The following is an 8,901-nucleotide window of genomic DNA, read 5'->3' on the forward strand; positions in this document are numbered from 1 at the left end:
CGCGCCGGGCCCGCCGGGGGGGGGTGCGTGCGGGGTGTCCGTCCGGCGGGCGGGCGTCGGGGGCCGGCGCCTCGCTGGCGATGCGCGCCTCGTCATAGGCGGCGCCGATCCGGTGCAGAACGGCGCCATAGCCCTCGATCCGGTCGGTCTTCGCGGCCGGCGTGCCGGTGGGGCAGAACACCTCCGCCTTCACGCCGAGTGCGCGGGCGGCATAGGCAACCGCCGCACCGTGGTTGCCGCCGGAGGCGGTCGCCACCCCCGCCGCCGGCAGCTGCGCCGACAGCATCCGGTTGAAGGCGCCGCGCGGCTTGAAGCTGCCGGTGGCCTGCAGCAGCTCCAGCTTCAGGATGAGAGCGCTATCCAGCCCCAGATCGCCGCCGCCCATCCGCATCACCGGGGTGCGGCGGAGATGGGGGGCGATGCGCGCGGCGGCGGCTTCGATCTCGAGGCGGGAGGGGCTGGTCATCCCCTCATCTAAGCACCTCCGCGCCCGCGAGCCAGCAGCCCGGCCGGGCGGTGTGGATGTTCACGAAGCGCGTGCGCGGATCGGACAGCGCCCGCAGCAGGGGCGTTTCCACGTCCTTGCCTTCGCAGACCTGGCCGAGGTCGTAGAGGCACATCTCCGCCGCGTCGTAGCTGCGGACGGAGACGATGCCGTTGGCCAGCACCGTCGGCGGGATGGCGTTCGCCACCGCGAAGCGCGGGCAGTCCCGGGCATGGAGGAAGATCGGGCTCGGGGTCCAGTAGACCCCGCCCGGCCGCGGCAGGTCCCAGCTTCCCAGCAGCATCTCCTCGCCTGGCTCGGCGAGCCGCAGGCAGTGCCTGCAGGGGAAGCCCGGGCCGTCCGCCACCCGCCGGTGCAGCGCGCCGCCGCGGTCGTCGCGCCCGGTCGCGCGGAAGCGGCTTGCGGCCTCGGTCGGCATGGCAATGCAGCGGAAGGCGGTCATGGGCTCTCTCCCCTCGGGCAGCCGGCTTGTGGCGCAAGCCGCCGCGCCGCGCCCTCCGGCGGTTGCGCTGGCATGTCGGCGGCGCCAACCGCCGGTCCCTTGACCCCTGCCTCGCTTCTGCCATGTTCCGCCGGCTTGGCATGGGGGCCTCACCGGGAATGCCTCTTCACGCCTCCTGCGCTGCCCGCGGCGGCGACGGCGTGTTGTTCCTCGGCCCTTCGGGCGCGGGGAAGTCCGAGCTCGTGCTCAGGTTGATGGGCCGCGGTTGGGCGCTGGTGGCGGACGATCAGGTGGAATTGGACGCGGAACCTCCCGATCTGCTCATGGCCGCGCCCCCGGCGCCGCTGCGCGGCATGCTGGAGGTGCGCGGCCTCGGCCTGGTGCGCGACCTGCCGGTAGCCGGCCCGGCGCGCCTGCGCCTGGTGGTGGACCTGCTGCCGGAAGGCGCGGTGCCGCCGCGCCTGCCGGAGCCCCGCCACTTCGAGTCGCATGGCCGGACCCTGCCGCGCATCGCGCTGGCCGGGCGGGAGGCGGCCGCGCCCGACAAGGTCGCCCTGGCGCTGGACGCCGCCTGCGGAAGGCTGACGCTGGCCGCCGGAGCCTTCCCGGCGTGAGCGACGCAGCCCCCCCGCGCCCCGTCGTGCTGGTGACCGGCCTGTCCGGTGCCGGCAAGGCCTCCATCCTGCGCACGCTCGAGGATCTCGGCTTCGAGACGGTGGACAACCCCCCGCTCAACATCCTGGAGGAGCTGGTCTGCGACGGCCTGACGCCGATCGCGATCGGGGTGGATGCCCGCTCCCGCGGGTTCCGGGCGACCGAGGTGCTCGGCGCGGTCGAGCATCTGCGCACCCGCCCCGACATCGCCGCCAGCCTGATCTTCGCGACCGCCGAGGAGGCGGTGCTGCTCCGCCGCTTCTCGGAAACACGGCGGCGCCACCCGCTGACGCCCGGCGGGCCGCTCGGCTCGCGCGTCGCGGACGGCATCGCGCGGGAGGCGGAGTTGCTGGCCCCGCTGGCCGAGGCCGCCGACGTGGTGATCGACACCTCCGAGCTGCCGCTGCCCGAGCTGCGCCGGATGATCGAGCGGCGCTTCCGCCCGCCGGGGCCGGCCGGGCTCGACGTGGCGATCCTGTCCTTCGGCTATCCGCGCGGCCTGCCTCGGGAAGCGGACCTCGTGCTCGACCTGCGCTTCCTGCGCAACCCGCATTACGATCCGGTGCTGCGCCCGCAGACCGGCAAGGACCCTGCGGTCGCCGCCTATGTCGAGGCCGACGACAATTTCGAACCCTTCTGGACTCGCATGACAGGGCTGTTGGAGCTCCTGTTGCCCCGCTACGTCGCGGAGGGAAAGAAGTACCTCACCATCGCCCTGGGCTGCACGGGCGGCCGCCACAGATCGGTGCTTGTTGCAGAGCGCCTGGCGGCCCATCTGAAGGCGCAGGGATGGCGTGTGGACGTGATCCACCGGGAACTCGCGCAGGCATCGGGCAGGATTGCCGTGCCTGATGCGCCTCAAGCGGGGCGGGAGGCCCTGGCTCCTTCGTCATGACGATCGACCCTTCGAAACCGGTTGGATGTCCGCGTTGCGTCCCGCGCGGTTCGGCACGTCGGCACCGGGGACCCCGACGCCGATGATCGGCCTGGTGCTGGTGACGCACGGACGTCTCGCCGAGGAACTGCGCGCGGCGATGGAGCATGTGGTCGGCGCGCAGGACGCGGTGGCGACGGTGTGCATCTTCCCCGAGGACCGGATGGAGGCGCGGCGCGAGGATATCCGCGCCTCGATCGCCGAGGTGGAGCAGGGCGACGGCGTGGTGGTGCTGACGGACATCCTTGGCGGCACGCCCTCCAACCTCGCCTTCCAGCTCTGCGATCACCGCAAGGTGGAGGTGATCGCCGGCGTGAACCTGCCGCTGCTGGTGAAGCTGGCGAAGATCCGCGGCACCGAGCCGCTGGCCGAGGCGGTGGCGCATGCGACCGCCGCGGGCCGCAAATACATCGCCTGCGCGGCTGAGATGCCGGAGGCCGCCAAGGCCAATGGCGGCGCGGCGCCGACGCCGGCCGTCGCCGCGGGGAGGGGCTCATGAACGAGTGGCCGGACGAGGCGGGCGAGGCCAAGGCGCATGCCGCGATGCCGGCGGCGGCCGAGCCGGGCGCCTGCGGCTGCGATGCCTCGGGCGGGATGCTGATGAAGCGGACGCTGCGCATCATCAACAGCCGCGGCCTGCATGCGCGGGCGGCCGCCAAGCTGGTGGGCGTGGCGGAACGCTTCTCCGCCTGCGTCAACGTCTCCCGCCACGGCCAGACGGTGCCGGCCTGCTCCATCATGGGGCTGATGATGCTGGGCGCCGGCCAGGGCAGCGAGATCACGATCGAAGCCGAAGGCTGGGACGCCAAGGAAGCCCTGGAGGCGGTCGCTGGCCTTGTCGAGGCCGGCTTCCATGAAGACTGAACGGCCGGAGCGCAGCGAGAAGGGCGAGGCCAGGCCCGCCGAACCCGCCTTGCGGCGTGGCGCGCGCCGCAAGGAAGTGGTGATCCGCGGCATCGCGGTGTCCTCCGGCATTGCGATCGGCGCGGTCTTCGACACCACCGAGCCGCCGGCCGAGGCGCCGCGCCGGCAGGTCGCGGCCGATGCCGTGGAGGAGGAGAAGCACCGCCTCGCCGCCGCCGTCGCCACCTCCCGCAAGCAGGTCGGCAAGCTCAAGACGCGGCTTTCGGTGCTGCCGGAGGAGGCGCAGGAGGAGCTGGAGCCGCTGCTCGACGCCTATGCGATGATGCTCGGCGACAGCCGCCTGATCCGCGGCGCGCGCAAGCGCATCGAGAACGAGCTGCTCGCCGCCGAGACCGCGGTCGCCGACGAGGCCGAGGCGATCGCGGAGGTGATCCTGGCCGCCCGCGACGACGACAAGGCCGGGCTGAAGCGCCGCGCCGGCGAGGTGCGGGAGATCGCGCGACGCCTGACGCGCAACCTGACCCAGAACCCCTTCCGCAGCTTCAAGGACGTGCCGGAGGGCGCGATCCTGGTGGCGGAGGAGCTGACGCCGGCCGATGCCGCGCTGCTCGACCCGTCGCGCATCGCCGGCGTGGCTACCGAGGAAGGCGGCGCGGACGGCCACACCGCGATCATGCTGCGCGCCCTCGGCATCCCGGCTGTGCTCGGCGCGCCGGGCCTGACCGAGGCGGCGCGGCGCGGCGATGCCGCGGTGCTGGACGGCGCGGCCGGGAGCATCGCGCTGCATCCCACCGCCGCGACGCTGGCGCAGGCGAAGGATCAGCTCGCGGCCTATGCGCGCGAGCGCCAGAGGCTCGGCAAGCTGCGCCGCCTGCCGGCGGTGACCACCGATGGCGAGCTGGTGGAGCTGCAGGCCAACATGGAGATCCCGGCCGAGCTGCCGCTGATCGCCCAGGCCGGCGCCCAGGGCATCGGCCTGCTGCGCTCCGAGTTCCTCTTCATGAACCGCGAGGACCTGCCGGACGAGGACGACCAGTTCGCCGCCTATGCGCCCATCGTTGCGGCGATGAACGGCGATCCGATCACCATCCGCGTGCTGGACTGGGGCGGCGAGAAGGACATGCAGGCGCTGGCCGCCGGCATCGAATCGCAGCATGCCGGGCCGAACCCCGCGCTCGGCCTGCGCGGCATCCGCATGCTGCTGAAACGGCCCGAGCTGCTGGAGGAGCAGTTCGCCGCCATCCTGCGCGTCGCTGCCCAGGCGCCGGAGGGCGCGGTGCGCGTGATGCTGCCGATGGTGACCGTGCCGGAGGAGGTGAAGGCGGCGCGCGACATCTACGAGCGCGTCGCCAAGCGCGTGCGCCGCCGCGGCGAGAAGCTGCCCGAGAAACTGCCCGAGCTCGGCGCCATGATCGAGACGCCGGGCGCGGCGCTGGCCGCCGATGCGATCGCGCTCGAGGCGGATTTCTTCGCCATCGGCACCAACGACCTTGCGATGTACACCCTGGCGGTGGATCGCGGCGAGGCGGATGTGGCGCATCTCTACGATCCGCTGCATCCGGCGGTGCTGCGGCTGATGCAGTTCGCCACCGAGGCCGCGCTGCGCCTGCGCATGCCGGTGTCCGTCTGCGGCGAGATGGCGGGCAATCCGAGCCTGGTGCCGCTGCTGCTCGGGCTCGGCATCCGATGCCTGTCCATGAACGCCAGCGCGATCCCGCGCGTGAAGCAGGCGGTGCGCGCGCTCGATATCGGCGACTGCGCCCGCTTCGCGCGGCGCGTGATGGAGCAGTCCGACCCCGCGCGCATCCGCGAGCTGGTGGACGGTTTTGCGAGCGGCGTGACCGAGCGCGGATAAGGACTGACGACATGGACGGTATCGCGCAACCCGGTGCGGCGAGGCTTGCCGCGCGCTATGGCGGCGATGCGCCGGATGTGAGCGCGCCGGGTAATGCCGTGGTGGACAGCATCCTCGCGCATCGCTCGATCCGCGCCTTCCTGCCGACGCCGCTGGCCGATGGCGTGCTGGAGACGCTGGTCGCCGCTGCGCAATCGGCGCCGACCTCCTCCAACCAGCAGGCGTGGAGCGTCGTCGCGGTGAGCGACCCGGCGCGCAAGGCGCGGCTCGCGGCGCTGTCCAACAACCAGCGCTTCATCACGCAGGCGCCGCTGTTCCTGTGCTGGATCGCCGACCTGTCGCGGCTGGACCGGCTGGGCGCCGCGCATGGGCGCAAGCTGGAGGGGCTGGAATTCCTCGAATCCTACATGGTCGCGCTGGTGGATGCGGCGCTCGCCGCGCAAAACGCGGTGGTGGCGGCGGAATCGCTCGGCCTCGGCACAGTCTATGTCGGCGCGCTGCGCCATCACCCGGAGGCGGTGGCGGAGGAACTCGGCCTGCCGCCCAACGCCTTCGCGGTGTTCGGGATGAGCGTCGGGCATCCTGATCCGGCGGTGCCCTCCGCCGTGAAGCCGCGCCTGCCGCAATCGCTGGTGCTGCACCGCGAGCAGTATGCGGTGAACGAGGAAGCGGCGCGGATCGCGGGCTATGATGCGCGGCTCGGCGCCTTCTCGGAGGCGGTGGGCATGGGGCGGCAGGACTGGACGCAGCGCATGCTGGCGCGTGTCGGCACAGCGGCGGCGCTGAGCGGGCGAGACCGGATGAAGCAGGCGCTGGCGGCGCTCGGTTTCAAGCTGCGCTGAGGGTTTCCCTCACTTCGCCATGCCGCCCTCGCTGCGGCCGGTGAAGCGGCCACGGTCGTCATAGTCGCGCCGGGTGCCGGCACCGCCGAATTCGCTGCGGCCGGTGAAGGCGCCGCGGTCGTCGTAGCGGCGGATCGTGCCGTCGCGGCGCTCCTCCCGCCCGGTGTAGCGGCCGCGATCGTCGTAGAAGCGCGTGCGGCCGCCCTGCGTCTCGGCGCGCCCGGTGTAGCGGCCGCGGTCGTCGTAGAAGCGTGTGGTGCCGCCCTGCGTCTCGGCGCGCCCGGTGTGGCGGCCGCGGTCGTCGTAGAAGCGCGTGGTGCCGCCCTGCGTCTCGGCGCGCCCGATAGCGCGGCCGCGGTCGTCATAGCGCCGCTCGGTCTGCGCCAGGACCGGCTGTGCCAGGGAGAGGACCAGAAGAACGAACCAAAAAAACCGCATCGCGGGCAGCATGGTGCCGCCCGGTTGCGGCAGGGTTACGGCGACATTCTGAAGATCGTGACCTCGCGCAGCGTGCGGTCCTCGAGCTCCAGGCTGGTCGGCACGGCGTGCCTGGCGATGGGCTCGAGACCCTGGCCGGGGAGGTAGGCGCGGCCGGGATCGGCCACCCAGACCTCGCAGCGCGCCGCCATGGCGCGCAGCCAGGGCAGGATATGCGCGGTCATCGGCGCCTCGTAGCAGACATCGCCGGCGAGGATGATGTCCCAGCGGCAGTCGGCGCCGACAATGTCGCCGTCGGGCGTCGCCACCGCCACGCCGTTCAGCGCGGCGTTGAGGCGCACGGCGGCGCGCGCGAGCGGGTCGATCTCGGCGGCCTCCACCAGCGCCGCGCCGGCCTTTGCCGCGGCGATGGCGGCGATGCCGCAGCCGGCGGCGAAATCCAGCACGCGCCTGCCCGCGACCCGCGCGGGTTCGTCCAGCAGCAGCCGCGCGGTGGCCTGCCCGCCGGGCCAGGCGAAAGCCCAGAAGGGCGGCTCGATGTTCTTCTCTCGTAGCCAGTCTTCCGTGGCCTGCCAGATCGGGGTGATTTCCGACGCGAGGTGCAGCGCGATCTCGGGCACCAGGGATGCGCGCGCCACCGCGGTATGCGCGGCGACGAACTCCTCCGCGGTCACAGTCGGCCCAGCAGGAAGGCCAGCGCGATGGCCAGCCCGGCCTCGCGATTTGACTTGAACAGGCGCAGGCACAGCGCCGGGTCGTGGATGTCGAGCGCCTGCGCCTGGCGCGAGAGCATCCAGGCCGGCACCAGCAGCGCCAGGAAGAACCAGAGCGAGGCCCCCGCCAGCAGCCCGGCCAGGCCGAGCAGCGCGACGGTCGCCGCATAGCAGCCGGCGACGAAGACGGCGGAGTCCGCGCCGAATTTCCGGGCGGTGGAGCGGATGCCGACCAGCGCGTCGTCCTCCCGGTCCTGATGCGCATAGACGGTGTCGTAGCCGAGGATCCAGAAGAAGCCGGCGGCCCAGAGCGCGAAGGCGGCCGGCTCCAGCGTGCCCGTCGCCGCGGCCCAGCCGGTCGGCGCCGCCCAGGAGAAGACGAAGCCCAGCACGGCCTGCGGCCAGTCCGTCACGCGCTTGGCCAGCGGATAGAGTGCGATCGGCACCAGCGAGAACAGCCCGACCGCGATGGCCATGGCCGGCAGCGAGAACAGCACGGCCGCGCCGATCGCGCAGAGCGCCGCCAGGAACGCCACCGCCTGCCAGGGCGTGACCGCGCCGGAGGCCAGCGGCCGCCCGCGCGTGCGCTCCACCTGCCGGTCCAGCTCGCGGTCCCAGAGGTCGTTCACCACGCAGCCCGCGCCGCGCATCGCGAAGGCGCCAAGGGTGAACAGCAGGATCAGCCACAGCCCGGCCGCCCAGGATGGCGCCCCAGCGGCGATGGCCCAATAGCCGGGCAGCACGAGCAGCCAGGCGCCGATCGGCCGGTCGAAGCGCGCCAGCAGCGCATAGGGGCGCCAGGAGGCCGGCAGCCGCGCCACCCAGCCCTGCGCCCGGATATCGGTGAAACCGCTCATCCGGGACTCATGGGAAGCGCGCGCGATGGCGCTCAGCCCGCGCCGTCGCCTCCGCCAGACCGGCGGCATCGAGCTGTGACCGCGCTGCCTCGAGGTTGACGCGTGCGCGGTCACGCAGCGCGCCCGGCGGCGCGCGCTCCACGGCGAGCATCAGCCAGGCCGTCGCCTCCTCGAAGTCGTAGCTGCCATCGAGGCCGAGCAGGATGCCGTAGCCGAGGGTGTTCTGCGCGTCGGGGTCGCCCTGCTCGGCCGCCGCGCGCGCCCAGCGCATCATCGCGCGCTCGTCGCGTGCCACGCCCTCGCCGGTCCGGTAGGCGAAGGCCAGCATGACCTGGGATGGCGCATCGCCCGCTTCCGCGGCGATTCGGTAGCGCCGCACCGCCTCCGCCCGGTCGCGCGGCAGCCCCTCCTCGCCGGTCCAATAGGCGCCGGCGAGCGCGCGCTCAGAGATCGCGTCGCCGGCCTCGGCGGCGCGTCGGAACCATGCCAGCGCCGCGGTCCTGTCGGCGCGCAGCCCGAGCAGCCCCGCCTGGTGCACGATGCCGAGCTTGCGCGATGCCTCGACATGCCCCGCGGCCGCGGCGGCCCGATAGAGCGCCAGCGCGGCGGCCGGATCCGGGGACAGGCCGAGCTCGCCGAACTCGAGCGCAAGGGCCAGCCGGAATTGCGAGAAGGCGTCGCCGCGCGCGGCGCCGCGGCGGTGCAGCGCGCCCCCCGCGGCGGGGGGCCCCCCCCCCCCGCCGCCCCCCGCCCCGCCCCCCGCCCCCCCCCCCGCCGCCGGGCGCCCCCCCCCCCCC

12 protein-coding genes are annotated in these 8,901 nt (G+C 73.5%); 6 read left to right on the forward strand and 6 right to left on the reverse strand.

Going from position 1 to position 8,901, the window contains the following annotated elements; all coding sequences use genetic code 11:
* Window positions 1-466 (reverse strand): pyridoxal-phosphate dependent enzyme (locus AC1MIR_RS10355; protein ID WP_480028085.1); only part of this gene is annotated, 466 nt, incomplete at its 3' end.
* 4 nt (window positions 467-470) lie between these two features.
* Window positions 471-947, reverse strand: coding sequence for a DUF1203 domain-containing protein (locus AC1MIR_RS10360; protein WP_480028086.1), 477 nt, complete (start codon window positions 945-947; stop codon window positions 471-473).
* A 158-nt stretch (window positions 948-1,105) separates the two neighbouring features.
* Between AC1MIR_RS10360 and AC1MIR_RS10365 the strand changes: the two genes are divergently transcribed.
* From AC1MIR_RS10365 to AC1MIR_RS10390, 6 genes are all read left to right on the forward strand, one after another.
* The gene (locus AC1MIR_RS10365; protein WP_480028087.1) at window positions 1,106-1,561 is read left to right on the forward strand and encodes an HPr kinase/phosphorylase; all 456 of its coding nucleotides are present in this window, start codon (window positions 1,106-1,108) and stop codon (window positions 1,559-1,561) included.
* Complete coding sequence (rapZ, locus tag AC1MIR_RS10370) at window positions 1,558-2,496, forward strand: RNase adapter RapZ (RefSeq protein WP_480028088.1); 939 nt, start codon at window positions 1,558-1,560, stop codon at window positions 2,494-2,496. The genes AC1MIR_RS10365 and rapZ overlap by 4 nt, the downstream gene beginning before the upstream one ends.
* Before the next feature lie 82 nt (window positions 2,497-2,578).
* Window positions 2,579-3,034, forward strand: coding sequence for a PTS sugar transporter subunit IIA (locus AC1MIR_RS10375; RefSeq protein ID WP_480028089.1), 456 nt, complete (start codon window positions 2,579-2,581; stop codon window positions 3,032-3,034).
* Window positions 3,035-3,129: 95 nt separating this feature from the next.
* Complete coding sequence (locus tag AC1MIR_RS10380) at window positions 3,130-3,399, forward strand: HPr family phosphocarrier protein (protein ID WP_480028740.1); 270 nt, start codon at window positions 3,130-3,132, stop codon at window positions 3,397-3,399.
* On the forward strand, window positions 3,389-5,254 hold the full coding sequence (gene ptsP / locus AC1MIR_RS10385; protein WP_480028090.1) for a phosphoenolpyruvate--protein phosphotransferase: 1,866 nt from the start codon (window positions 3,389-3,391) through the stop codon (window positions 5,252-5,254). The genes AC1MIR_RS10380 and ptsP overlap by 11 nt, the downstream gene beginning before the upstream one ends.
* Window positions 5,255-5,265: 11 nt before the next feature.
* Window positions 5,266-6,096 (forward strand): NADPH-dependent oxidoreductase, encoded by an 831-nt coding sequence (locus AC1MIR_RS10390; protein ID WP_480028091.1) that lies wholly within the window; start codon window positions 5,266-5,268, stop codon window positions 6,094-6,096.
* A 9-nt stretch (window positions 6,097-6,105) separates the two neighbouring features.
* Here AC1MIR_RS10390 and AC1MIR_RS10395 read toward each other — a convergent pair whose 3' ends face one another.
* From AC1MIR_RS10395 to AC1MIR_RS10410, 4 genes are all read right to left on the reverse strand, one after another.
* Window positions 6,106-6,534, reverse strand: coding sequence for a hypothetical protein (locus AC1MIR_RS10395; RefSeq protein ID WP_480028092.1), 429 nt, complete (start codon window positions 6,532-6,534; stop codon window positions 6,106-6,108).
* Window positions 6,535-6,569: 35 nt separating this feature from the next.
* Entirely contained in the window at window positions 6,570-7,208 is a 639-nt protein-coding gene (locus AC1MIR_RS10400; protein ID WP_480028093.1) for a class I SAM-dependent methyltransferase, read from the reverse strand.
* Window positions 7,205-8,104 carry a 4-hydroxybenzoate octaprenyltransferase gene (gene ubiA, locus AC1MIR_RS10405; RefSeq protein WP_480028094.1) on the reverse strand — a complete coding sequence of 300 codons (900 nt, stop codon included), beginning with the start codon at window positions 8,102-8,104 and terminating at the stop codon, window positions 7,205-7,207. Before ubiA ends, AC1MIR_RS10400 begins: the two co-directional genes overlap by 4 nt.
* Window positions 8,105-8,111: 7 nt before the next feature.
* On the reverse strand, window positions 8,112-8,901 hold a 790-nt coding region (locus AC1MIR_RS10410; protein WP_480028095.1), incomplete at its 5' end, for a tetratricopeptide repeat protein.

The sequence above is a fragment of the Falsiroseomonas sp. RANM36 genome (assembly GCF_056682175.1).